Here is a 23,540-nt window from a genome sequence, read left to right as displayed (position 1 = left end):
CTCGCATCCGCTTCGCCGGCCCACCCGGGAGCTTCCGTGATCCCCGAACAACGATCCGCCCGCAGCAGCGCGTGGCCGGCCGGCAGCTTCCTCGCCGGGCTGGCCGAGAACGACCGCGCGGTGATGCTGGCGGCCGGCAGTCCCCGGTCGTGGCGGCCCCGCGACCTGATCATCCGCGAGGGCGACACCGGCACCGCGGCCATCCTGCTGCTGCGCGGGCATGTCCGGGTGCTCGGCTCGAAGGCGGACGGCAACCCCACCCTGCTCGCCGTCCGGGTCGCCGGTGACCTCATCGGTGAACTGGCCGTCCTCGACGGTGGTCCACGGTCCGCGTCGGTCGTGGCGGCGGCGCCCGCCTCGGGACGGGTCACCCCCGCCGCGGACTTCCGCCGGCTGCTCGACGAGCATCCCCGCCTCGCCGAGGCGGTACGCCGGGTCGTCACCGCCAAGCTGCGGATGGCCAACCGGCACCGGGTGGACGTCGGGGGCGACCCGGTGCGGGTCCGCATCGCCCGATTGCTCGTGCACATGGGCGAGGTCTACGGCCGCCCGGTCAGCGACGGCATCCTCGTCGACGTGCCGTTGAGCCACTCGGACCTGGCCGAGCTGGTGGCCGCGGCGGAGCCGAGCGTGCAGCGGGCGCTCGCCGGGCTCAAGCGCGACGGCGCGGTGACCGTCGGTTACCGGCGAGTGGTGATCACGGACGCGGGGCGGCTGCGGATCGTGGCGACGACCATCGCGCCCTAACCGGCGAGGGTCACCAGGGTCATCGCCGCCAGCGCCGCCAGCACCATCAGCGCCATCCAGTTCAGCGCCCTGACCACGTGCCGGTTCTTCACCATCGCGATCTCCGCCAGCCGCCGGGCCGATTCCCACGCCTCCACACGCAACCGGCCGGAGGCCACGCCGGCTGCGGGCGCCTCCGGCCCGCCGAGGGCGCCCGTGGCAACCGCCGGGAACGCGAACCGGTTGTCCGGCGCCGGCGGGGTCAGCCGTGGACGCAGTCCCTGCATGAGGTGGTATCCGGAGATCAGGAACCCGACCATCACGGCTGCCAGCAGCGGTACGGCCGTCAGCCCGGCCGCCCCACCGGAGGCGACCAGCGCGACCGCCTCCCGCAGATGGGTGGAGACCACCACCGCGATGCCGGAGTGCACCACGAGCAACATGCTGACCTTGCTGTCCGCCTGCTGTGTGGCGACCTGGAACGAGGCGTTGATGGTGCCGGCGACGGCGATCTCCTCGGCGGGTGTCAGGGGCGGGTCGGGTGGTGGCGTCGGTGGTAGGCCGGTCATGTCGACAGCACACCACCGACACGCCGACCGATCGACATCAGGTGATGGCATCGACACGAAACGTCACCACCCGTCCGGCCGTACCCGCCGGTCACGGATGCGGAGGGTCGTCCTGGTGCAGGTCGTCGTGGTGCAGGTCGTCATGGAGCACCACGTCGTGGCGCGGCTCGTCGACGTCGTCCGGGTGGCTCGGATGGTCGGGGTCCAGCCGGTCGGAACCGTCGTGGTCACCGCGACGCGTGTGGTGACCGCCGGCGACCACCGTACGCCCACCGGCGGTCGAGGCCGCCCGGTAGCGGTGGGCCAACTCGGCGGCGACGGTCGCCAGCCCGGAGACCGTGAGCACGGTGGCGACCCCGTCCCAGCGGATCTCCGGACCGTACGGGTCCGGTGCCGGCCCGGCGGGCGGAAGGCAGACCCAGGCGACCACCGGTTCCTCGCGCAGGGTCAGCGCGACGCGCGAGAAGTGCTCCCGGGTCAGTCCGGGATAGTTCTGGCTGACCAGATCCGCGTAGAGGGCGTGCGGCACGATGACCGCGAGATCGCTGTCCGGTCGGGCGTCGGCCAGCTTCCGCTTCAGCACCGGGACGCCGACCAGGTCGTTGACGAGAATCGAGGCCGGACCGGCGAAGCCGTTGGGGCTGCGGGCGGTGGCACCCTCCACGATCGCCATCCGGGCCCGGATCGGCCCGAACTCACCCGGGTCACGGTTGTTCTCGGACAACCCGTGCCGGAAGCCCCGGATCAGCGCCGGGACCACGCGGGCCTCGTTGAGCCCCGGCGGGAACACCAGCATTAGGCCGTCGCCGCTCTCCTGGGGCTCGACCTGGCGGATCCGCGCGTAGCGGCAGGCGCACTGCACGATCCTCAGCAGCCGCACCTGGGCGTCGTAGTGGGTCGCCGCGGTACGCCGGCTGTACTTCTCGATGTCGACCGCCATCAGCAGTCTGCGGACGAAGTTCCCCTGCAGGACCATGTCTCCGTCTCCTCTCGGGCGCCGGGCGGGACCCACCACACCGGACCGGCGCCGCGGCACGGCCATTGTCGGACCGGTTGACCACGCCAGATGCCGTCGTATGACCGGAACAGCCGTCGCCGACGGACCTAGCCTCGACGCGACCGGCATCGTGACCCGGAAGGCCAGGTCCATGTCCACCACTGTCGTGCCCCCGTACCCGCCGCCGCGCTCCGTGCTGACGGAGCTGGCGCGCTGCGCCGCCCTCGCCCGGACCGGCGGACCGGCACTCGACCCGTTGGCCGACCTGTTGCGGCAGGCCGGTGACCGGCTGTCCCAACCGATGCGGGTCGCCGTCGTCGGCCAGATCAAGCGCGGCAAGTCGACGCTCGTCAACGCGCTCCTCGGCACGCCGGTCGCGGCCACCGGCCAACTGGAGTTGACCTTCACCGTCAACGAGCTGCGGTACGCCCCGGTGCCCACCGTCCGGGTCCACTACCGCGACGATCCGACGCCGACCGAGCTACCGCCGGAGCGGCTGCGTGAACTGACCGTGCGCGATCCCGCGCAGCTGGCACACCTGCGGCGCATCCGGAAGGTGGAGTTCGGGCTGCCGCACGACCTGCTGCGCCGGTTCCGGCTGGTCGACACCCCCGGGCTGGGCAGCGTCCACGGCGTCGACTCGGCGAACACCAGCGAGTTCCTCGGGCTCGTGCCGACCGACGGCGGCGCCGTGGGCTCCACACTCGACGCCCTGCGCCGCACCGCCCGGGAGGTGCACCACGACAGCGCAGCCGAGCTGGACCGCGCCGACGCCGTGCTCTATCTGTTCAGCCGCGCCCTGCACCAGACCGACAAGGCGACACTGGAGGACTTCCTGGGCGATGTCGGGGGCGCGGTCACGCCGTTGCGGGCGTTCGGCGTGCTCACCCGGTGCGACCAGTTCTGGCCGCCGATGGCCGACCTGCCCGGCAGCCCCGACCCGATGACGTTCGACCCGATGGTCGCGGCGCGGGCCCTGGCCGACGACCATCTTCGCCGGCCCCGGATGCGGCGGATGTTCTACACCATCCTGCCCGTCTCGGGGCTGCTCGGCATCGGCGGGCAGACCCTGACCGACGCGCACCTGAACTGGTTGGCCGAACTCGCGACCGGCGACCCGCGACGGGTCGCCCGCCACGCCTCCGACGCCGGACGCTTCGCCCACGCGCCGCACCTCAACGGCATCACCCTGCCGGTCGCCGAACGTCGGGTGCTCGCCGAACACCTCGGCGTCTGGGGCGTCACCCGTGCCTGCGGGTACGTCCGGGACGGTCTCACCCCTGCCGAGATCCGGGACCGGCTGCGTGCCGACAGTGGGGTCAGCGCCCTGGAGGACCTGATCGTCAGTCATTTCGGCAACCGGTCCACGCTGCTCAAGCTCGACCACGGGTTACGCGACACCGACCGGGAGGTGGCGCGCATCCGGTTGACCGCTCAGCGGGGCGGCCCGCCGGTGCCCACCCCGGTGGGCGAGGTCGCCGCCGCGGTCGAGCGGCTCCGCGCCTGGATGCCGGCCTTCGCCGAGCTGCGGACCCTGTCGGCCTTCTACAACGGCGAGGTGACGCTCACCGCGCCGGAGTCGGCCGAACTGCTGCGCGTCACCGGGGAGCACGGCACCAGCTGCGCTGCCCGGTTGGGCCTGCCCGAGGAGAGCGCGCCTCGGCTCGTCCTCGACCGCGCCCGGGAGCGGGCTCGTGCCTGGGCGGCCCGGGAGCAGGATCCGACGCTCGACCGGCCCACCGCGCGAGCCGTCCGCACCATGCGACGGTGCCACGAACACATCGCCCACCGGGCCCGCCAGGCGCTGCGCCTGCTCTCCGACGTGGACGACCTGGACCAGCCGCCTCGGCTGGACCCGGCGTGGTCCACCGCGGCCAGCACATGATCGTCCACCACCCGGCCCTCTGAGAGGTGATCGCAGTGCACACGCTCGACCGACTCCGGCAGGACACCGTCTCCCTCCTCGACCACGTCCAGGTCGTCCTCGCCGACGACCTGTCACAGTCCGCCGCGCGGATGCTCACGGCCGAACGCGAGCGGGTGGCGGCCGGCCGCTACCACGTGGTCGTGTGCGGCGAGTTCCGGCAGGGCAAGTCCAGCCTGCTCAACGCACTTGTGGAACGGGTCGGACTCTTCCCCGTCGACCTGGACGTCACCACGGCGACCGTCACCGCCCTGCACTGGGCCGAGGCGGAACAGGCGGTGGTCTACTTCGCCGAGGACCCGGACGACCCGTCGGCCGCCCCCACGTCGCGACCGGTCCGGCTGGAGGAGATCACGGAGTTCGTGACCGAGCAGGCGAACCCGGACAACACCCGCCGGGTGAGCCTGGTGGAGATCGGGCTGCCGCTGGAGCCGCTGCGCTCCGGCCTGGTGCTCGTCGACACCCCCGGGATCGGCAGCCTCAACCCGGCGCACACGGCCGCGACGCGGGCGTTCCTCCCCCAGGCCGACGCGTTGGTCTTCGTCTCGTCGGCGGTCGAGCCGCTGGGCACACCCGAGTTGGAGTTCCTCACCCATGCCCTGACCCAGTGTCCGACCGTCCTGGTCGCGATCACCTGCACCGACAAGGTCGTCGAACCCCAGCCCGTGGTGGCGGCGGCCCGCGCCCGCATCGCCGCGGTGGCCGGCGTACCCGAGGAGGAGCTGCGGGTGGCCGCCGTCTCCGCCTACCGCAAGAACGCCGCGCTGGCCGACGACGACCCCGACTTGCTCGCCGAATCCGGTTTCCCCGCCCTCGAACGCGAGCTGTGGGGCGCCCTCGCGGCCACCTGCGGTGCCCGGCAGGTCGTCCGGGCCGCGGACGCCGTGACCACCCTGCTCGACGACGCCATCGCTCCACTCGCGACCGAGTTGACCGCGCTGGTCGACGACACCCTCGACGAGTTGGGCACGCAGATCGAGAAGGCCCGGGCCGAAGCCGACAGACTCCGCGCCGAGACCCAGGGGTGGCGACGGGGCCTGCGTGGTGACATGGAGATGGCCGCCCGCGATGTACGCGACCAGCTCGGCGTGGACTTCGACCAGATCGCCGAACAGTTCCGCCGCAGCCTCGGCACCGACGAGGCCGTCTCCGACCCGAACGCCCTGGCCCGCCGGATCTCGCACCAGATCGTCGACGCGGGCCAACGCGCCCAACGGGAACTCCGGATGGCCGCCGAACACCTGGCGAGCCGGTACGCGCAACGCCTATCCGTCGTCGTCGACCTCCCGCAGGGCGCCGACCTCGTCACCGCCCCCAGAGTGGGCGACGTGCATCCGACGCGCAGCAGCCAGCCCACCCGCTTCGCCACGTTCCGCACGGGGTGGAGCGGCAGCATGGCGTACGGCGGGGCGGGCGCCGCCATCGGCGCGGTGGCGGGCAGCGTCATCCCGATCGTGGGCACCCTGCTCGGCGGCATCGTCGGTGGCATGGTCGGCCAGATCACCGGCTGGTTCGCCGGGCGGCAGGAGGCCCAGCTCCAGGCCGAGCACCGCCGCCGGCACGAGCAGGTGGCGGCGCTACGCGACCGCGTCATCCCGATGATCGAATCCTCTCGTCGACGGGCCGAACGGCAGTTCACGTACCAGGTCAACGACTACGTCGACGCGCTGGCCCAGGCGTTGGAGGACCACGTGGCGGCGCAGAGCGAGTCGTACGCCGCCACCGAACGGCGGTTGGCTGCCGCCCGGGCCCGTGACGAGCTCCAGCGGGCGGAACGGATCGCGGAACTCAACGCGCGGGTGGCCGTCTTCGCCGGCCTGCAGGAGCAGTTCGACCGGCTCCGGGACCGGGCCGACGACCTGACCCGCCCGACGGACGAGCCCGAACGGCGACCGTGATGCCGAGCGGCCTCGTCTACGGCGTCGACTTCGGCATGTCCACCTCGGCGCTGGTGATCGGCCGCCCCGGTGGGGAGCCGGTCCTGGCCCGCGACCCGGCCGGGCGGCCCGACGTACCCACCGTGCCGTCGGCGGTGTGCCTGTTGCCCGACGGCACGCTCGCGGTCGGCGCCGTGGCCGAGCACGCCGGGCGGCTCCGCCCGCAGCACTACCGATGCCGCTTCAAACGGGACTTCGCCGATCCGATCCCGTGGGCACTCGGTGAGGACTGCGAGCTCACCACGCACGAACTGACCGCCGAGGTGTTGCGCTTCCTGCGCGAGCAGGCCACCGAGACGGTCGCGGGCACACCGGAGCGGGTCGTCGTGACGGTGCCGGCAAGCTGGGAGGACCACAACCGGCACCTGATGCGCACCGCTGCCGGCGTCGCCGGCTTCGACCCGGCCACGGTACGGCTGGAGCCGGACCCGGTGGCCGCCGCCGCGTACGCCTTCGCCGACACCACGTTGCCGGCGCAGGTCACCGCGCTCGTCTACGACCTGGGCGGCGGCACGTTCGACTGCGCGGTGGCGCAGACCGGCCCGGACGGCGCATTCGAGGTGCTGGGTCGACCGGGTGCCATCCCCGACCTCGGCGGCACCGATATCGATCGGATGCTGCTGGCCCACATCCGCCAGCGGTTCCCGGACCGGTGCGCCCACCTGTTCGCCGACACCACCGACCTCGACCTGCTGCCCCGCCGGCTTCAGTTGCGCGACACCTGCGAGCAGATCAAGATCCGGCTCTCCACGGTCACCACCCACTCGGCGGATCTCACCGACCTGGACCCGCCGACGACGTTCACGTTCACCCGCGACGAGCTGGACGAGCTGGTCCGGCCGGCGTTGCGGGAGACCATCACGGAGTGCGAACGGCTTCTCGACGACCTGGGCCTGCGATGGTCCGACATCGACCGGATCGTCCCGGTGGGCGGACCGACCCGGATGCCCTCGGTCGGGCGGACCCTGTCCGGGCACACCGGACGGCCGGTCCTGCGTACCGCCGAACCGGAACTGGCCGTCGCGTACGGTGCGGCGCTGCTGGCCGCCCGACCCACGCCCGACACCCGACGGTCGGCGCGCCGCGCCTTCTCCGCCAGGCCCGGCCCCGGCCAGGCCACGATGCCCGCCGCCGCGCCGACGACCGCCACACCCGACGGTGGACGCAGGCCCGACGGCGGTGGGACGCCGTCCGGCGTCGACCAGCACGGCCGGACCGACCCACGGACGATCGCGGTGGGACGCCGGGTCTATGCGGTGGCGGTCGACGGCGCGGGTGCCACCCTGGCGACCGGCTCGCCCGGCGAGGTGCAGCTCTGGGATCTGCGCCACGACCGGCTGCGCTGGCGTCGTCGCCTCGGCCCCGGTGACGATGCGGCCAGCGGCGTCTGCTGCACCCCCGACGGTGCCCGGATCGCGGCGGCGGGGCGGGACGGCACCGCCCGCGTCTGGGACGCCGTCACCGGTGACCAACTGCTGCGGGTACGCCACGACGACTGGGTCGACGCGGTGACCTTCAGCCCCGACGGCACACTGCTCGCCACCGCCAGCCACGACCAGACCGCCGTGCTCTGGGACAGCCGGTCGGGACGCCGGTTGGCCACGTTCGCCGGCTCGCACCGCCTGCACGGAGTCGCCTTCCATCCCGACGGCTCGCTGCTGGCCACGGCTGCCGGACGCCGGGGCGCCGAGGTGTGGAGCGTCGCAGAACGCAGACCGCTGCGGCTGCTGCCACACGACGACTGGGTCAACGCGGTGACCTTCAGCCCCGACGGCACACTGCTCGCCACCGCCGGTTACGACGGCACCGCCGTGGTCTGGGACACCGCATCCGGTGACCGCGTCGTCTCCGTCCGTCACGACGGCGGGGTCCTGGCGGTGGCGTTCGGATCGCGGGGTCGCCTGCTCGGCACCGCCGGGGACGACCGCACCGGACGGGTGTGGACGGTGCCGGAGGGCCGGGAGGTGAGCCGGATCCACCACGCCGGAGTGGTGCACGGTGTGGCCTTCGCCGGCCCGCGCACCCTCGTCACGGGTGGACACGACCTGGTCGTCCGGATCAGCACCTGGTCCGACGCTGGGCAGGAGGGCCGGTAGCGTCCGGCCCGGCCTCGGCGGCGAAGATGCGTACGGTTCTCCGGGTGCACGCGCCGCCCGTCACGGAAGACGCGGTGTCGAACGGGTTCGGACGCGTCCGGCGGCCACACGTGCAGGTGCGAACGGGCGCCACGGTCTACATGGATCGTCGTCGACGGGTTGACCCGACTGTAAGACATCTTTACAGTCCTGTTTCGACGCGTGTCGGCAGCTACCCCACGACGACAGAGGGAGTGGAATGTCCAGACTGCGTACTGCGGTGTCCGGAGTCCTCGCCGCCACACTCGCCATGGCCGGCGTCCTGGTCGCCGCCCCCGGCGCACAGGCCGCGACCGCCGACTTCGCCAAGGTCCAGGAGTGGGGTGGCGGCTACGAGGCCCGCTTCACCGTCCGCAACGACACCGCCACCACCATCTCCAGTTGGCGGGTCGACTTCGACCTGCCGGCCGGATCCACGCTCGGCAGCTACTGGGACGCCCTGCTGACCAGCAGCGGCAACCGGCACAGCTTCACCAACCGCACCTGGAACGGCACCCTGGCCGCCGGGGCGTCGACCACCTTCGGCTTCATCGTCTCCGGCAGCGGCACGCCGACCAACTGCACCGTCAACGGCGGCTCGTGCCGCGGCGGCAACGCCGACACCCAGGCGCCCAGCGTGCCCGGCAACCTCCGGGTCACCGGCACCAGCACGTCGAGCGTGGCGCTGGCCTGGAACGCCGCGACCGACAACGTCGGGGTCGCCGGCTACGACGTCTACCGTGGCAGCATGCTCGCCACCAGCGTCGTCGGCACCACCACCGCCACCGTCGGCGGCCTGAGCCCCGCCACCGCGTACACCTTCTCGGTCCGGGCCCGCGACGCCGCCGGCAACGTCTCGGCGGCGAGCACGACGGTCACCGCGACCACGGCACCCGGCACGGTGACCGGCACCCCCGCCTCGATCAACGGTCAGCTGCGGGTCTGCGGCGTGCAGCTCTGCAACAAGTACGGCCGACCGATCCAGTTGCGCGGCATGAGCACCCACGGCATCCAGTGGTACTCGCAGTGCGTCAACAACGCCTCGCTGGACGCGCTCGCCTACGACTGGAACGCCGACGTGCTGCGCATCTCCATGTACATCCAGGAGGGCGGCTACGAGACCGACCCGCGCGGCTTCACCGACCGGGTGCACGACTACATCGAACGGGCCACCGCACGTGGCATGTACGCCATCGTCGACTGGCACATGCTCACCCCGGGCGACCCGAACCACAACCTGGCCCGGGCGCGCACCTTCTTCACCGAGATCGCCCAGCGCCACAAGGACAAGACCAACATCCTGTACGAGGTGGCCAACGAGCCCAACGGGGTGAGCTGGGCGTCGATCAAGAGCTACGCCGAGCAGATCATCCCGGTCATCCGGGCGCAGGACCCCGACGGCGTGGTGCTGGTCGGCACCCGCGCCTGGTCGTCGCTGGGCCTCTCCGAGGGCTCCTCGGAGACCGAGATCGTCAACAGCCCGGTCAACGCCTCGAACATCATGTACACCTTCCACTTCTACGCCGCCTCGCACGGCACGACGTACCTGAACGCGCTGTCCCGGACCGCCGACCGGCTGCCGGTCTTCGTCACCGAGTTCGGCACCCAGACCGCCTCCGGCGACGGGGCGAACGACTTCACCCGTGCCCAGCAGTACCTGGACCTGATGGCCACCAAGAAGATCAGTTGGGTGAACTGGAACTTCTCCGACGACTTCCGCAGCGGTGCCGTCTTCCTCACCGGCACCTGCGGCGGCAGCTCGTACACCGGGACCGGCGTCCTCAAGCCCGCCGGGGTCTGGGTACGCGACCGGATCCGTACCCCGGACAACTTCCCGACCAGCTGACCACCGACGTGCGGCGGGGCGGCCCGGAGGTCCGCCCCGCCGTCGCGGACGGTGACCGTCGGTGGAGACCGGACGCCTGAGACGGAACGTCGACCCCGTCAGGGGTTGAGGTACGCCAGTACGGCGAGGACCCGCCGGTTGTGGTCGTCCGAGGGCGGCATGTCGAGCTTGGTGAAGATGTTGTTGATGTGCTTGCTGACGGCCTTCTCGGTGATGTGCAGCTTGCCGGCGATCGCGGCGTTGGAGCGGCCCTCGGCCATCTCGCCGAGCACCTCCCGCTCCCGGACGGTGAGGACCGCGAGAGGCTCCCGGCGGGCCAGCAGTCGAGAGATCACCTCAGGGTCCATCGCGGTCCCGCCCTGGGCGACCCGGCGGACCGCGTCGACGAACTCGCCGACGTGGGACACCCGGTCCTTGAGCAGGTAGCCCACGCCGCCGTGCGGTGTGCTGAGCAACTCCCGGGCGTACAACGGCTCGACGTGTTGGGACAGCACGAGGATCGGCAGACCGGGGATCCGGGTACGGGCGGCGATTGCGGCGTGCAGGCCCTCGTCGGTGAACGTCGGCGGTAGCCGCACGTCCACGACCGCCACCTGGGGCCGGAGGCTGACCAGCGCCGGCAGCAGGGCGGGGCCGTTGTCGACGGCCGCGACGACGTCGAAGTCGAAGGCCCGCAGGATCCGGGTCAACCCGTCCCGGAGGAGTGCGTGGTCCTCGGCGATGACAACGCGCACGGCAGCTCCATGGTGACGGCGGTGGGCCCTCCGGCCGGGCTCGACACGGTGATCGTGCCATCGAAGGCGGCCAGACGGCGTTCGATACCCCGGAGGCCGGAACCGGCGCCCGGGTCGGCACCACCGGTCCCGTCGTCGGCGACCACCATGGTCAGCGTGCCGTCGGAGTGCCGCAGGGACACCGCCCCGGTCCGCGCCCGACTGTGCCGGACCAGGTTGGTCAACGTCTCGGCCACGGCGAAGTAGGCGGCCGACTCGACCGGGGTGTCGAGTCGGCCGGGCAGGTCGACATCGACCGTGATCGGCACGGGCAGGCCCAGCGCCAACGCCCGCACCGCGCCGTCGAGCCCGCGCTCGGCCAGCACCGGCGGATGGATGCCCCGGACGAGATGGCGCAACTCGACCAGGGCGGTGCCGCTGGACTCCCGTGCTTCCGCGAGCATCTCACGAGCCGCGTTCGGGTCACGGTCGATCAGCTCGTCGGCCAGGCCGATCATCATGCCCAGGGAGACGAGGCGAGCCTGGATGCCGTCGTGCAGGTCACGCTCGATGCGACGCAGCTCGGCGGCCTGGGCGTCGACGGTGTCGGCCCGGGTGACGGTCAGTTCGGTGACGCGCAGTCGCAGCTCCGCGGCCTTGGTCGGGGCGAGCAGCAGCCGGGCGAAGTACCCGTCGACGCGGCGCAGCCACGGGGCCGACCAGAGCCCACCGGCGAGGATGGCGACGCCCTGCGGCACACAGACCAGCCCTTCCACGGCATTGTCGACCGACCAGACGAGGCCGTAGCCGTACCAGTCGGTGCCGAGCCAGATCCAGACCGGCACCAACGTCAGGCCCATGACGCCATAGAGCGGCACGGCCAGCGAGATCAGACCGAGGGCGGTGGACACCACCGCGCCGGGCAGGAGCCAGGCGAGATCGCGCCAGGTGGCCGGGTCCGTGACGATCCAGCGGAACCGCCGCCACCCGCCGGGGACGCCGCGTGCCGGGGGCGGACGGTAGGGCCGGGACACCGGGACACCGGCGCGGGTGGCCCGCCGGCGTTCGAGATCCGCGCGGTGGCGGACCAGCGTCATCGTCCACGGCAGCAACGCCATGCCGAGGAACGGCACCGGGACCAGGGCCAGTGCCACCAGCGAGACGCCGAGCAGCACGAGGTTGGTCACGGCCAGACCGACGGCGGCCAGACCGGCGAGTACGGCGCGCAGGCCCCGCCACGCCCACGCGTACGCCCGCTCGTCGCCGTCGACCCGGTCCATCGTCACATTGTGCCTGCGTGTCAGCCGCTTCTCGGTGGTGCTAGCACCCCGTCGTAGGGTGGGGGCAGAACTCCTGACGGGGGCGTCCCCTGTGCGGTCTGCTGGGACCATGACGACCGCCACGACGCCGCCGCGCCCGACGAGCGGCAGCGATTTCGCCGTCCTGTCCCGCCGGATCACCGATGCCGGGTTGATGCGACGCCGGCCCCTCTACTACGCCCTGAGGTTGGGTGTCGTCGGGCTCATGTTCGTCGGTGGCTGGACGGCCTTCGTCACCCTCGGTTCGTCGTGGTGGCAGATGATCACCGCGGTCTTCCTCGCCGTCACGTTCGCCCAGGTCGCGCTCGTGGCACACGATTTGGCACACCGCCAGGTGTTCCGGACCAGGCGTCCGAGTGCGGTCGCCGGGCTGGTCGCCGGCAACCTCGGCGTCGGGATGAGCTACGGCTGGTGGATGGAGAAGCACACCCGCCACCACAACAACCCCAATCACGACGATCTCGACCCGGACGTGGCCCCGGAGGTGCTCGTCTGGACCGCGGAGTCGGCCGTCGGCCGTCGCGGGCTGCGCGGATTCGTCGTCCGGCACCAGGGCGTCCTGTTCTTCCCGCTGCTCACCCTGCTCGCCGTCAGCCTGAAGGTGTCCAGCGTCAAGGCGTTGCGGGACGGCACGGTGAAGCGACCCGCTGTGGAGACCGCCCTGCTTCTCCTGCACGCCGGTGGCTACCTCACGGCCCTGCTGCTCGTGCTGACCCCGCCGCAGGCCGTCGCCTTCCTGCTGCTGCACCAGGCGCTCTTCGGCGTCTATCTCGGGATGACCTTCGCGCCCAACCACAAGGGGATGCCGCATCCGACCGGCACCGAGGACTATCTGCGCAAGCAGGTGCTGACCTCGCGCAACGTTTACGGCAGCCGGTTGGTGGACGCGGCACTCGGCGGCCTGAACTACCAGATCGAACACCACCTCTTCCCCGCCATGCCGACGCCCAACCTGCGCCGGGCCCAGCCGATCGTGCAGGCGTACTGCGCCGAGATCGGGGTTCACTACGAGCAGACCGGCCTGGTCGACTCGTACCGGCAGGCGCTGCGACACCTGCACGAGGTGGGTGCCCCCGCCCGGGCCGCGTACGCCTCCCGGTGACTGTGTGGCGTAGGCGGAGGCAGGCCGGGTAGGCAGCGGGTTCGGAGATTCCCCGACCACCGGGCACTGCCCGCCGGGAGGAGAAGTCGTGTCTCAGGACTACCGCAAGAACCCCGAAAAGGTCTCGAACCTGACGCCCGAGCAGTACCGGGTCACACAGGAGGCCGCGACCGAGACGCCCTTCGCCAACGAGTACTGGGACAAGAAGGATCCCGGTCTCTATGTCGACGTGGTGTCCGGTGAACCCCTGTTCGCCTCCGTCGACAAGTACGACAGCGGCACCGGCTGGCCGACGTTCAGCAGGCCGGTCGAGTCCACGAACCTCGTCGAGATCCCGGACAGCAGCCTCGGCGTCACCCGCACCGAGGTCCGGTCCGCGCACGGCGACAGCCACCTCGGCCACGTATTCGACGACGGTCCGATCGAGACCGGCGGGCTGCGCTACTGCATGAACTCCGCCGCGATGCGCTTCGTGCCCCGCGACGACCTGGAGCGCGAGGGCTACGGGGCGTACCTCGACCGATTCGCCGCACGGCGCTGACCCCGTCCGACGACTCCCGTACACCCGCGAGAGCGGGAGAAGGAGGCAGAGATGGCCGTCAAGACCGAAGCCCGACCGCGTACCACGCAGATCCGGCCGTTCACGGTCGAGATCCCGCAGGCGGAGCTGGACGACCTGCGCCGCCGGATCGCCGCCACCCGGTGGCCGGAGCAGGAGACCGTCGACGACCAGTCGCAGGGCGTGCCGCTCGCCACGATCCAGGCGGTCGCGCGCTACTGGGAGCAGGAGTACGACTGGCGTGGCGTCGAGGCGCGGCTGAACAGCGTTCCGCAGTTCATGACCGAGATCGACGGACTGGACATCCACTTCATCCACGTCCGCTCGAAGCACGAGGACGCGCTGCCGCTGATCATCACGCACGGCTGGCCCGGCTCGGTGATCGAACAGCTCAAGGTCATCGGCCCGCTGACCGATCCCACCGCCCACGGCGGCAGCGCCTCGGACGCCTTCCACGTGGTGATCCCGTCCATGCCCGGGCACGGCTTCTCCGGTAAGCCGACCATGCCGGGCTGGGGTCCGGAGCACATCGCGAGCGCGTGGACCGAGCTGATGCGGCGCCTCGGGTACGACCGTTTCGTCGCCCAGGGCGGCGACTGGGGCGCGATCATCTCGGACCTGATGGGGGTCCAGGCACCGCCGGAGCTGGCCGGGATCCACACCAACATGCCGGGAGCCGTACCGGCGGATCTCGACAAGCTGTTCCAGTCCGACATGAGCGGGGCGAACGATGCCCTCGGCTCGCTGCCGTCGAACCTCTCCGACGAGGAACGGCGCGCCTGCGAGCAACTGAACTTCGTGTGGAAGCACGTCGCGTACGCCCTCATGATGGGCACCCGGCCGCAGACCCTGACCGCGCTGGCGGACTCGCCGGTCGGCCTGGCCGCGTTCCTGCTCGACCACGACGCGCGCAGTCTGGACCTCATCTCGCGGGTCTTCGCGGGCAGGCCCGGCGGCCTCAGCCGGGACGACGTGCTGGACAACATCACGTTGTACTGGTTGACGAACACCGGCGTCTCGTCGTCCCGGCTCTACGCGGAGAACGCACTCTCGTTCTTCGCCACCAAGGGCGTACGCGTGCCGGTGGCGGTGAGCGTCTTCCCGGACGAGCTGTACGAGGCACCGCGTAGCTGGGTGGAGCAGGCGTACCCGAACCTCGTCTACTACCACCGGCTCGACCGGGGCGGGCACTTCGCCGCCTGGGAACGGCCGATGGCCTTCGCCGAGGAACTGCGCGCCGGTTTCCGGCCGCTGCGCTAGACGGCAGTCGCACCACCGTCGTGCCCGGTGTCCTCGGACACCGGGCACGCGCATACTCCCGTTCGCCGGATCACCGGTCATGCGCAGACCCCGCCTCGGATCGTCGGTCGTCGCGTCAGCGGTCAGGCATGGCGGTGCAGGGATCGGCCTCGGCGTCCGCGCGCAGCCGCGCCACCGCGCGGGCGAGGAGTTCCTGCCGACGATGGTCCCGGCGGACGTGCACGACGATGCGACGCCGGACGACGGGACGGACCACCGGCCTCGCCACCGCGCCCCCGGGCAGCTCCACGACGGCCAGGCGCGGCAGCAGTGTGACGCCGACACCGGCCGCCACCAGGCGCAATGCTGTCCGGTGGTCGTCCAGACGGGCGGCGAATCGGGGGGTGAACCCGGCGGTCCGGCAGGCGCTGGAGATGATCTGCCCGATCGGGCTGTCGTAGATGTCGTGGTCCACCCACGGCTCGGCACCGAGGTCCCGCAACGCGATCTCGGGGGCGTCCACGAGCGGGTGCCCGGCGGGCAGGACGGCGACGAGTTCCTCGACGGCGAGGTCGTGCCGCTGGTAGCCGTCGACCCGTACCTCGACGCCGCCGGCCGGCTCGGTGCGGATGTCCAGGTCCGGCTGACGGCGCCCCCGCCCGTCGACCGGCTCGTTGAGGCTGATCTCGACGGTGAGGTTCGGTCGGTGCTGCCGAACGGTCCGCACCAGCTCCGGGATCCACCGTTCGGCCGCCGAGGCGAAACAGGCGATCGCCAGGTGCTCGCCCTGGCCGCCACGAAGGTCCGCGACGACCCGTTCCAGCCGCTCGAAGTCGGCGACCAGTGTCTGCGCCTGGTCGGCGAGATGTCGGGCAGCGTCGGTGGCGACGATGCCCCGTCCCTGCCTCACGAAGAGGACCAGGCCGGTCTCCCTGGCCAGTTCGGTCATGTGCTGACTGATCGTGGCCGGGGCGTAGTTCAGGTTCCGGGCGGCCCGGTTGATCGATCCGGCCGCCAGGACCGCCCGCAGCACCACCAGGCGTCGAGGGTTCAGCATGCGTCGACCGTACGGCGACGACGAACGATCAGCGATCTTTGTCTGCTTGTCGCCCCGCCGGGGCCGTCGCAGGATGACCGGCAGGGACCGGCTCCGCCGCCCGACGGACGAGAGGACCGCTGATGGACACGACCTTCTGGGACCAGGCGGACCGCCTGCTGATCCGGTACGGGGCCAGCTTCACTCCCCGGATCATCGAACGCGCCCGGGGGGCGTACGTCTTCGACCGCGAGGGCAGGTCGATCCTCGACTTCACCTCGGGGCAGATGAGCGCCATCCTCGGCCACGGGCACCCGGACATCGTCTCCACCGTCTCGTCCGCGGTCGCCTCACTGGACCACCTCTACAGCGGCATGCTCAGCCCGCCGCTGCTCGCGCTGGCCGAACGGCTCGCGGCCACACTGCCCGACCCGCTCGGCAAAACGCTGCTGCTCACCACCGGCGCCGAAGCGAACGAGGCGGCGATCAAGATGGCCAAGCTCTACACCGGCCGGTACGAGATCGTCTCCTTCGACCGGTCCTGGCACGGCATGACGCAGGGGGCGGCCTCGGCGACGTTCTCCGCCGGGCGGCGCGGCTACGGTCCGCCGATCCCGGGTAACCTCGCCCTGCCCACACCGAACGCCTACCGGTCGCCGTTCCGTAGCGCAGACGGCGCACACGACTGGGAGGCCGAACTCGCGTACGGCTTCGCCCTGGTCGACCAGCAGTCCGCCGGAAGCCTCGCCGCCTGCCTGGTCGAACCGATCCTCTCCTCGGGCGGCATCATCGACCTGCCGCCCGGATACCTGGCCCGCCTCCGGCAGATGTGCGACGAGCGCGGGATGCTCCTCATCCTCGACGAGGCGCAGACCGGCCTCGGCCGCACCGGCACGATGTACGCCTTCGAGCGCGACGGGGTCGCCCCCGACATCCTGACCCTGTCGAAGACCCTCGGGGCGGGACTGCCGGTGGCCGCCGTGGTGACCAGCGCCGAGATCGAGCAGGTCTGCCACGACCGGGGGTTCCTCTTCTACACCACCCACGTCTCCGACCCGCTGGCGGCGGCGGTCGCGCTGACCGTGCTCGACGTCATCGCCCGAGAGGACCTGGTGCGGCGTGCCGCGCGACTCGGCGAGCAGCTCACCGATCGGCTCCAGGCGCTGCGGGACGAACACGAGGTGGTGGGCGACGTCCGGGGCCGGGGCCTGCTCCAGGGCATCGAGCTGGTGACCGACAAGGTGAGCCGCACACCGGCCGACGCGTTGGGTGCCCGGGTCACCTCGGCCTGCCTCGACCGGGGACTGCACATGAACATCGTCCAACTGCCGGGCATGGGCGGGATCTTCCGGATCGCACCACCGCTCACCATCAGCGACGAAGACCTGCACGCCGGCCTGGACATCCTCGACGCCGCACTCACCGCCGTCCTACGCGAAGGGTGACACCGCTCGGTGGCCGACGCGCCCCATGTGGTGACCGAGAGACCGAGCATGGCGGCGGAAGTCCTCCACACTAGGCTTGCCGCCATGTCAGAGCCAACGCCCGAGCCGCGCAGGGTCGGCCAGCTGGTATGGGCCCCCGACGAGGTGACCGCCGGCATCGGAAGCCAGGTGCAACCACAGGTCAGCCGAGGTCGCAGGGCGTTGCAGACCGGGCTGGCCGCCTTCCTCCTGACGTGGGTACCAACCCTTGCCATTCTCCTGGTGGCCAACTTCGCCGTACCGTCGCTGACCGACGACGCCGGTGCCGGACGAGTCGCCCTCTGGGCGTTGCTGATCGCCGTGTTGTTCGCGGTCACGGCGGCGGTGAGCACGCTGTGGTCGAGGCCCGACCGGGACGGAGAGGAGCCCTCGGGCCTGGTCGTCGCGCTGCGCGTCGTGCGTGGTGCGCTGCTGACCGGTGTGGGTGCGGGCGCGGTGCTGGTGTGGCAGGGGCTGTCGGTGGAGCAGGCTGCCACGTTGGCGGTGATTCTGGCGCTACTCCTGCGCGTCCTGCCGGTGGTGGCGGCGCGGACGTTCGCGCGACGCCGGAGCGGCCCGGCGGAAAGCCCCACCGCCCCGTAGCCGTACCCACTCAGGCCAGCTTGCCAGGAGGTGGGGAGATTTGTTGTCGCTAGAGCGACAACAAATCTCCCCACCTACCCAGGCACCGCCCCACCCGCATGCAAGGAAGGGTCCCCCGTTAACACCAGGTGTTAACGGGGGACCCTTCCTTGCATGCGTATCGACGGCCGTGCGTCCGGCGACTCAGCCGCGCACCGCGCTCGTGTCCGCACGCGAGGCGCCACACCCCGCGCCGCGACACGCGGGGATGAATCCTGCGAAGGTCTGGCGACGTACAACTGATTGGTTGTATGTTGGGGTGGTGACGGAGACGAGTGACGACCGGGCGGACGCCCTGTTCCACGCGCTCGCCGACCGCACCCGGCGCGACATCCTGCGCCGCGTGCTCGCCGGGGAGCACTCCGTCTCCGCGCTCGCCGCCAACTACGACATGAGCTTCGCCGCCGTGCAGAAACACGTCGCCGTGCTGGAGAGGGCCGGCCTGCTGACCAAGCGACGCAGCGGCCGCGAGCAACTGGCCAGCGGCGACGTGCAGGCGGTGCGGTCGGTGGCGTCCATGCTCACCGAGCTCGAACAGGTCTGGCGCGGCCGCATCGCCCGCATCGACATGCTCATCGCATCCGAAACCGACCAGGAGGACTGAACAGTGCCCGTCACCGACGTCAAGCAGGACCTCGACAACCTGAGCCTGACCATCACCGCCGACTTCGCCGCACCGGTGGAGCGGATCTGGCAGGTGTACGCCGACCCACGCCAACTGGAGAAGGTCTGGGGACCGCCGACCTATCCGGCCACCGTGGTCGACCACGATCTCACGCCCGGGGGCCGGGTCACGTACTACATGACCAGCCCGGAGGGCGAGCGGTACGCCGGGTACTGGCTGGTCACGGCCGTGGACGAGGCTCGCAGCTTCGCCTTCGACGACGGCTTCGCCCACGACGACCTCTCCCCCAACCCGGAGATGCCGGTCTCCAAGTGCGTCTACACCTTCAGCGCGCACGACGGCGGGACCCGGGTGACGTACGTGAGCACCTACCCGTCCGCCGAGGCCCTCCAGCAGGTGCTGGACATGGGCATGGTGGAGGGCGCCACCGGAGCGATCAACCAGATCGACGGGTTCGTCGCCGCCTGACCGCTGCGCAAGCCGGCGCCGGCCCCGCAACAAGGTGCCCGCACGGGGAGAGCCGGCGCCGGCGCCGATGTTAGGAGGGGACCCCTTCTATACCGTAGGCGTTAGCAGGGGGCCCTTCCTTACACGAAGGCGCGTGGTTGACTGGTCGATCGGGGAACGAGCAGCAGGGGGTGGCGGGTGCGGGTACTCATCCTCGGGGGCACCGCCGAGGCACGTGATCTCGCCGCCCGACTCGTCGACCGGCCGGGGCTGTCGGTGATCTCCTCGCTGGCCGGGCGGGTCGCCGATCCCCGCCTGCCGGTCGGTGAGGTACGCATCGGGGGGTTCGGTGGTGCCGACGGCCTGGCCCGGTGGCTCGACACGCACCCCGTCGACGTACTGGTCGACGCCACCCACCCGTACGCGGCCCGGATCCGGACCGCCGCCGTCACCGCCGCTGCCCAGGTCGGCGTACCTCATCTGCGGCTGGAACGACCGGGCTGGACGGCGCGGCCGGGTGACCGCTGGCACCGTGTGCCGGACGTGGCCGCCGCCGTCCGGGAACTTCCGGCGCTCGGGCGGCGGGTCCTGCTCACCACCGGACGGCAGAGCCTGGCGGCGTTCCGCCCGTCGACCGGGCTGTGGATCCTGGCCCGGGTCGTGGACGCGCCGGACGAGCCGCTGCCGCAGCACATCCGACTACTGCGCAGCCGGGGTCCCTACACGCTCGCCGGTGAACTGGAGCTGATCCGTACCCATCGCCTCGACGTGGTGGTGACCAAGGACAGCGGCGGCCGGCTCACCGAGGCGAAACTCGACGCGGCCCGCCAGCTCGGCCTACCGGTGCTGATGATCGACCGGCCGGTGCCCGCCGTCCATCCGACGACGGTGTCCGGGGTGGACGAGGCGGTGGACTGGGTGTCGGCGCTGCCGGTTCAGCCGGGATAGGTGCGCGGCGTCCAGACCGCCACCGACTCGTCGCCCCGCGTGCTGACCTGGGTGGTCGACGAGCCGATGATGAGCAGGCACCGCATGTCCACGGTGTCCGGGTCGAGATCACCGAGCGTGATCACGGTGACGGACTCGGTGGCCCGGCCCACGTCTCGGGCCAGCACCACGGGCGTCTTGGGGTCACGGTGGCGCAGCAGCGTCTCCCGGGCCGCGCCCACCTGCCAGCGACGGCTGGCCGAGGCCGGGTTGTAGAGCGCCAGGACCAGGTCGGCCGCGGCGGCGGCGGCCAGGCGGGCCTCGATGACCGGCCACGGTTTGAGCCGGTCCGACAGGGACAGCACCGCGAAGTCGTGCCCGAGCGGGGCACCCACCCGGCTCGCCGCCGCCTGCGCCGCCGTCAGGCCCGGCAGCACCCGTACCGGCACCCCGGCGAATCTCGCCTGGCCGGTCGCCACCTCGTAGACCGCGCTGGCCATGGCGAACACGCCGGGGTCGCCGGAGGACACCACCACCACCCGGGCCCCGCCGAGTGCCAACTCCAGGGCGTGGGCGGCCCGTTCGGTCTCCACCTGGTTGCCCGAGGTGTGCCGCTGCTGGCCGGGACGCACCGGCACCCGGTCCACGTACGGGCCGTAGCCCACCAGGTGCTCGGCCTCGCGCAGCGCCCGCGCCACCTCGGGGGTGAGCCAGCGGGGTCCGGCCGGGCCGAGCCCGACCACGACCACCTCCCCCGCCGACGCCGGTCCGGGTGCCGGCAGGTCGTCGCGGCTGGCGGCGCTGGTCGGGCTGGGCAGCAACGCCAGCGAGAAGTACGGCACCTCGTCGGTGGACACGTCGGCCAGCGGGGCGTGTCGTCCGCGTGGTGAGGTGGCCCGCTCCACGTACCAGGTCTCGGGCAGTCGGCCCGCGTCGTCCAGGGCGGCGCGGACGTTGTCGAAGGTCCGGCCCAGCTTGAGTACGGCGGCGGCGTCGGTGTCGGCGAGCCGCCGCGCGAGTTCCTCGGCGGGCAGCGTGCCGGGCAGGACGGTCAGCACCTCGTCGCGTTCGACGAGCGGCCGACCCAGCACGGCGGAGGCGGCGCTGATCGAGGTCACCCCCGGCACCACCTCGGCCGGGAACCGGTGCGCGAGCCGCTCGTGCAGGTACATGTAGGAGCCGTAGAACATCGGGTCGCCCGCGCAGAGCACCACCACGTCGCGTCCGGCGGCCAGGTGGACGGCCAGGCGCTCGGCGCTGTCGTCGTAGAACCGGCGGATCACGCCCTCGTAGCCGGCCGGGTCGTCGGTGCCCTCGGTGGTGACCGGGTAGACCAGGGCCTCGTGTACGTGGTCCTCCCGCAGCAGACCGGCCACGATGGAGCGGGCGATGCTGCGGCCGTGCCGGGCCGAGTAGTACGCGACCACGTCGGTCTCGGCGATCAGCCGGGCCGCCTTGACCGTCAACAGTTCCGGGTCGCCGGGTCCGACCCCGACGCCGTAGAGCGTGCCGGGCTCCACCATGGTCACTCCACCTCGCTCGCGATGCCGTTCACGGCCGCCGCGGTGACGGCGCTGCCGCCCCGACGACCCTGCACGACCAGGTACGGGATCCGGGCCGGATGCGTGGCCAGCGCCTGCTTGGACTCGGCCGCGCCGATGAACCCGACCGGTACGCCCACCACCGCCGCCGGCCGACCCGCGCCCTCGTCGACGAGTTCCAGCAGCCGGAACAGGGAGGTCGGGGCGTTGCCGATGGCGACCACGGCGCCGTCGAGCCGGTCCCGCCACAACTCCATGGCGGCGGCGCTGCGGGTGGTGCCGAACTGCCGGGCCAACTCGGGCACCGCCGGATCACGCAGCGTGCACACCACCTCGTTGTCGGCGGGCAGACGGGTGCGGGTGATCCCGGCGGCGACCATCGCCGCGTCGCAGAGCACCGGCGCACCGGCGGCCAGTGCGGCGTACCCGGCGGCGACCACCTCGGGGTGTGCCTCCACGTCGTCGACCAGGTCGACCATGCCGCAGGCGTGGATCATGCGCACCACCACCCGGGCGACGTCGGCGGGGAAGCGGGACAGGTCGGCCTCGGCGCGGATGGTGGCGAACGAGCGGCGGTAGATCTCGGCGCCTTCGCGGACGTAGTCGTAACTCATCGTGGTCTCCGTGCCTGTGCCACCCGCTCGGACAGCGGGCCGTGGTGATCCCCTCGGGGACCGGCGACACGGTAACCGGCGCCGGTGGCCACCGCCAGGGCAGCCGGACCGGACGGTCGGCCGCAGCACCGGTCACAGCCCGCCCAGTGCAGGGGAAGCGCGTCGGCGGCGGGCGGCGCGGCGGCGGTCAGGGCGGCCGTGGCGTCGGCGCGGACGTCGGCCAACGCGCTGCCGCAACCGGGTCGGCCCGCGCAGGCGGTCACCCCGACCCAGGGCGAGGCGGGATCGACGACCAGCCCGGCCCCGGTCAGCACCGGCACCGCCGACTCGGGTGCGGCGACCACGACGACGGTCCGCCACGGGGTCACCACCACCGGCCCGTCGGTCAGCGCCGCGACCGCCTCGGCCTGCGCGGCGGTGAGCCGGCCCAGGGGCGCGGCGGCGACCACGAACCCGGCCGGGTCCGGACCGACCGGCGGCGGGCCGCCACGCGGCACGTCGACCGGCGCGGCGTGCGGCCCGCCCAGTGCCGCGACGATGGCGGCGGGTGCCTCGGGCAGGTCGGCCACCCGCCACACGTCCCGCCGGCCGGCCCGGTGGCGCAGGAAGGCCCGGGCTGCGGCGACGATCGTTTCGGCCGCCTCGTCGGCGTCGGCCCGCAGCCCGACGTCGCGTCCCGCCACCAGCAGCGCGCCCGGGTCGGCCAGCCAGCACAGGTCCGTGCCGAGGGTGGCGACGTCACCCCGGCCGTCGTCGACGGCGATGAGGAAACGGCCGCTGAGGTCGGCGAGGTCGGGACAGGCGCAGAGCGCCTCGTCGACCCGGCCCACCACCGGCCGTACGTCGGGCCGCCCGTCGTGCTCCAGGCCGCTCAGCGGTGAGGCGACGATGTTGCGGACCGTCTCGTGGGTGGCGCTGGGCAGCAGCCCCGACTCGACCAGGACGGCGGCGATGCGGTCCACCGCCACCTGGTCGGGGATGCCGCGGAGCTGCACGTTCGCCCGCGAGGTCAGCTCCAGCGTGCCGTCGGCGTCGCGTCGGGCGGTGGCCGCCAGCCGGCGTAGCTGTGACGTGCTCAACCGGCCGCCGGGAAGCCGGACGCGGACCAGCAGACCGTCGGCGGCCTGGTGGGCCCGAAGCGCCCCGGGACACCGGTCGGCGCCGGAACGGCCGGACGGGGAGGAGACAGCGGGCACGTGC

At 72.2% G+C, this 23,540-nt stretch carries 21 protein-coding genes; 13 read left to right on the top strand and 8 right to left on the bottom strand.

The genetic code is table 11. The features are described 5' to 3' along the window. Positions 1–36 precede the first annotated feature (36 nt). Positions 37–747: a Crp/Fnr family transcriptional regulator gene (locus ACFYTT_RS03640; RefSeq protein WP_131053622.1), complete on the top strand. Its 711-nt coding sequence runs from the start codon at positions 37–39 to the stop codon at positions 745–747. On the opposite strand, the gene ACFYTT_RS03635 is transcribed toward ACFYTT_RS03640, so the two are convergent. Together ACFYTT_RS03635 and ACFYTT_RS03630 are read right to left on the bottom strand one after the other, a co-directional pair. Then, a complete protein-coding gene (locus ACFYTT_RS03635) occupies positions 744–1,295 on the bottom strand; it encodes a hypothetical protein (protein ID WP_176093798.1) in 552 nt (183 codons plus the stop codon). The genes ACFYTT_RS03640 and ACFYTT_RS03635 overlap by 4 nt on opposite strands. Positions 1,296–1,386: 91 nt before the next feature. Continuing rightward, positions 1,387–2,271 carry a hypothetical protein gene (locus ACFYTT_RS03630; RefSeq protein WP_387257537.1) on the bottom strand — a complete coding sequence of 295 codons (885 nt, stop codon included), beginning with the start codon at positions 2,269–2,271 and terminating at the stop codon, positions 1,387–1,389. Positions 2,272–2,443: 172 nt separating this feature from the next. Here ACFYTT_RS03630 and ACFYTT_RS03625 point away from each other — a divergent pair, with 172 nt between their 5' ends. The 4 genes from ACFYTT_RS03625 (at position 2,444) to ACFYTT_RS03610 (ending at position 10,113) form a co-directional block, all read left to right on the top strand. Beyond that, on the top strand, positions 2,444–4,177 hold the full coding sequence (locus ACFYTT_RS03625) for a dynamin family protein (protein WP_387257535.1): 1,734 nt from the start codon (positions 2,444–2,446) through the stop codon (positions 4,175–4,177). A gap of 35 nt (positions 4,178–4,212) precedes the next feature. Continuing rightward, positions 4,213–6,114 (top strand): dynamin family protein, encoded by a 1,902-nt coding sequence (locus ACFYTT_RS03620; protein WP_387257533.1) that lies wholly within the window; start codon positions 4,213–4,215, stop codon positions 6,112–6,114. After that, positions 6,114–8,249: an Hsp70 family protein gene (locus ACFYTT_RS03615; protein ID WP_387257530.1), complete on the top strand. Its 2,136-nt coding sequence runs from the start codon at positions 6,114–6,116 to the stop codon at positions 8,247–8,249. Before ACFYTT_RS03620 ends, ACFYTT_RS03615 begins: the two co-directional genes overlap by 1 nt. A gap of 238 nt (positions 8,250–8,487) precedes the next feature. Continuing rightward, positions 8,488–10,113, top strand: coding sequence for a cellulase family glycosylhydrolase (locus tag ACFYTT_RS03610; protein WP_236145731.1), 1,626 nt, complete (start codon positions 8,488–8,490; stop codon positions 10,111–10,113). A 98-nt stretch (positions 10,114–10,211) separates the two neighbouring features. On the opposite strand, the gene ACFYTT_RS03605 is transcribed toward ACFYTT_RS03610, so the two are convergent. After that, entirely contained in the window at positions 10,212–10,847 is a 636-nt protein-coding gene (locus ACFYTT_RS03605) for a response regulator transcription factor (RefSeq protein WP_131053219.1), read from the bottom strand. Continuing rightward, on the bottom strand, positions 10,799–12,106 hold the full coding sequence (locus ACFYTT_RS03600; RefSeq protein WP_387257529.1) for a sensor histidine kinase: 1,308 nt from the start codon (positions 12,104–12,106) through the stop codon (positions 10,799–10,801). Before ACFYTT_RS03600 ends, ACFYTT_RS03605 begins: the two co-directional genes overlap by 49 nt. Before the next feature lie 109 nt (positions 12,107–12,215). Here ACFYTT_RS03600 and ACFYTT_RS03595 point away from each other — a divergent pair, with 109 nt between their 5' ends. The 3 genes from ACFYTT_RS03595 (at position 12,216) to ACFYTT_RS03585 (ending at position 15,066) form a co-directional block, all read left to right on the top strand. Further along, positions 12,216–13,247 carry a fatty acid desaturase family protein gene (locus ACFYTT_RS03595; protein ID WP_387257528.1) on the top strand — a complete coding sequence of 344 codons (1,032 nt, stop codon included), beginning with the start codon at positions 12,216–12,218 and terminating at the stop codon, positions 13,245–13,247. Between the two features lie 88 nt (positions 13,248–13,335). Further along, positions 13,336–13,788, top strand: coding sequence for a peptide-methionine (R)-S-oxide reductase MsrB (gene msrB / locus ACFYTT_RS03590; protein WP_131053221.1), 453 nt, complete (start codon positions 13,336–13,338; stop codon positions 13,786–13,788). Positions 13,789–13,839: 51 nt separating this feature from the next. Continuing rightward, the gene (locus ACFYTT_RS03585) at positions 13,840–15,066 is read left to right on the top strand and encodes an epoxide hydrolase family protein (protein WP_387257526.1); all 1,227 of its coding nucleotides are present in this window, start codon (positions 13,840–13,842) and stop codon (positions 15,064–15,066) included. A 115-nt stretch (positions 15,067–15,181) separates the two neighbouring features. Here the strand turns inward: ACFYTT_RS03585 and ACFYTT_RS03580 are convergent, their stop codons facing one another. Continuing rightward, complete coding sequence (locus ACFYTT_RS03580) at positions 15,182–16,102, bottom strand: LysR family transcriptional regulator (protein WP_176093794.1); 921 nt, start codon at positions 16,100–16,102, stop codon at positions 15,182–15,184. A gap of 122 nt (positions 16,103–16,224) precedes the next feature. Here ACFYTT_RS03580 and ACFYTT_RS03575 point away from each other — a divergent pair, with 122 nt between their 5' ends. The 5 genes from ACFYTT_RS03575 to ACFYTT_RS03555 all read left to right on the top strand — a co-directional run bounded on the left by ACFYTT_RS03575 (position 16,225) and on the right by ACFYTT_RS03555 (position 20,206). Then, entirely contained in the window at positions 16,225–17,526 is a 1,302-nt protein-coding gene (locus ACFYTT_RS03575; RefSeq protein ID WP_176093793.1) for an aspartate aminotransferase family protein, read from the top strand. An 84-nt stretch (positions 17,527–17,610) separates the two neighbouring features. Beyond that, positions 17,611–18,147, top strand: a complete 537-nt coding sequence (locus tag ACFYTT_RS03570; RefSeq protein ID WP_131053225.1) for a hypothetical protein — start codon at positions 17,611–17,613, stop codon at positions 18,145–18,147. 301 nt (positions 18,148–18,448) lie between these two features. Continuing rightward, the gene (locus ACFYTT_RS03565; RefSeq protein ID WP_176093792.1) at positions 18,449–18,790 is read left to right on the top strand and encodes a helix-turn-helix transcriptional regulator; all 342 of its coding nucleotides are present in this window, start codon (positions 18,449–18,451) and stop codon (positions 18,788–18,790) included. A gap of 3 nt (positions 18,791–18,793) precedes the next feature. Further along, positions 18,794–19,279: an SRPBCC domain-containing protein gene (locus tag ACFYTT_RS03560; RefSeq protein WP_131053227.1), complete on the top strand. Its 486-nt coding sequence runs from the start codon at positions 18,794–18,796 to the stop codon at positions 19,277–19,279. 177 nt (positions 19,280–19,456) lie between these two features. After that, complete coding sequence (locus tag ACFYTT_RS03555; protein ID WP_387257521.1) at positions 19,457–20,206, top strand: cobalt-precorrin-6A reductase; 750 nt, start codon at positions 19,457–19,459, stop codon at positions 20,204–20,206. On the opposite strand, the gene ACFYTT_RS03550 is transcribed toward ACFYTT_RS03555, so the two are convergent. From ACFYTT_RS03550 to ACFYTT_RS03540, 3 genes are read right to left on the bottom strand one after another with little or no spacing between them, the layout of a single operon-like run. Beyond that, the gene (locus ACFYTT_RS03550; protein WP_387257520.1) at positions 20,194–21,708 is read right to left on the bottom strand and encodes a precorrin-2 C(20)-methyltransferase; all 1,515 of its coding nucleotides are present in this window, start codon (positions 21,706–21,708) and stop codon (positions 20,194–20,196) included. The genes ACFYTT_RS03555 and ACFYTT_RS03550 overlap by 13 nt on opposite strands. A 2-nt stretch (positions 21,709–21,710) precedes the next feature. Next, on the bottom strand, positions 21,711–22,340 hold the full coding sequence (locus tag ACFYTT_RS03545; protein ID WP_387257519.1) for a precorrin-8X methylmutase: 630 nt from the start codon (positions 22,338–22,340) through the stop codon (positions 21,711–21,713). Continuing rightward, positions 22,337–23,536 (bottom strand): precorrin-3B synthase, encoded by a 1,200-nt coding sequence (locus ACFYTT_RS03540; protein WP_387257517.1) that lies wholly within the window; start codon positions 23,534–23,536, stop codon positions 22,337–22,339. The genes ACFYTT_RS03545 and ACFYTT_RS03540 overlap by 4 nt, the downstream gene beginning before the upstream one ends. Positions 23,537–23,540: the final 4 nt, after the last annotated feature.

The sequence above is a fragment of the Micromonospora sp. NPDC003816 genome, assembly GCF_042874705.1.
In the GTDB taxonomy this organism is placed as follows: domain Bacteria; phylum Actinomycetota; class Actinomycetes; order Mycobacteriales; family Micromonosporaceae; genus Micromonospora.
The sequence above is the reverse complement of the archived record's forward strand: the minus strand, read 5'-3'. Positions and strand labels throughout refer to the sequence as shown.